This is a genomic window from Rickettsia endosymbiont of Culicoides newsteadi (assembly GCF_002259525.1).
In the GTDB taxonomy this organism is placed as follows: Bacteria; Pseudomonadota; Alphaproteobacteria; order Rickettsiales; family Rickettsiaceae; genus Tisiphia.
In genome coordinates this window covers 1-683 of the sequence record NZ_MWZE01000179.1, presented here as the reverse complement: position 1 = coordinate 683, position 683 = coordinate 1, and the positions used below count along the sequence as shown (strand labels likewise).

The window sequence follows — 683 nt, the reverse complement described above, 5'->3', positions numbered from 1 at the left end:
ATTGCAGCTTGAAAAATGCAAAAATGGGAAACAAAATTATTATTTTTTTGTCTTGATTTTTCAGTCCAGTATCTTCTGCTACTAAACAAATGAGTGAGTGTACTTTTGCCAGCCCCGGTATTACCAAGTAGCAATATCCCCTTCTTGCCATGTTCCTGCAGACGGTCGTTACCGTCTCGAATTAGCTTTGATACTTCCTTGATAGTAGCCTGGTTATCATTATCAAACTGATTATCCTCACCTTCTACCTCAAATAATTTTACAGCCGGTATATTGGGGATATATTCTTTTATTTTTGCTTCCTCTATAGCTTTTAATCTAGCCGCTTCTTTTGCCGCCTTAACCTCCTCTTGTTCTTTAAGCTTTGCTTCCTGCTCAAGTCTTTCAGCTTCTTGTTGCCTTGCCTCCTCTATAGCTTTTAATCTAGCCGCTTCTTTGGCTGCCTCAGCTTCCTCTTGCTCTCTAATATTTGCCTCCTTCGCAAGTCTCTCAGCTTCTTTTTGCCTTGCCTGTTCGGCTATTTGTTTTGCTAGAGCCTCTTTTTTGGCTTCTGCAGGAAAGTTTTTATTAATCTGTATGGCTGTTTCTATCTCTTTCTTTACAATGTACGTCAATTCGGGATAAGGTTATAATTTAGAGGAAAGTCGAAATTGCAATTTATGGAAGGTTTATTTTTCTTAAGA

General features: G+C 38.5%; 1 protein-coding gene. It reads right to left on the bottom strand.

The window, feature by feature from the left end; all coding sequences use genetic code 11:
- Positions 1–614: cell envelope integrity protein TolA (locus tag RiCNE_RS07150; RefSeq protein ID WP_204839973.1), on the bottom strand; the 614-nt coding region annotated here is incomplete at its 3' end.
- Positions 615–683 lie beyond the last annotated feature (69 nt).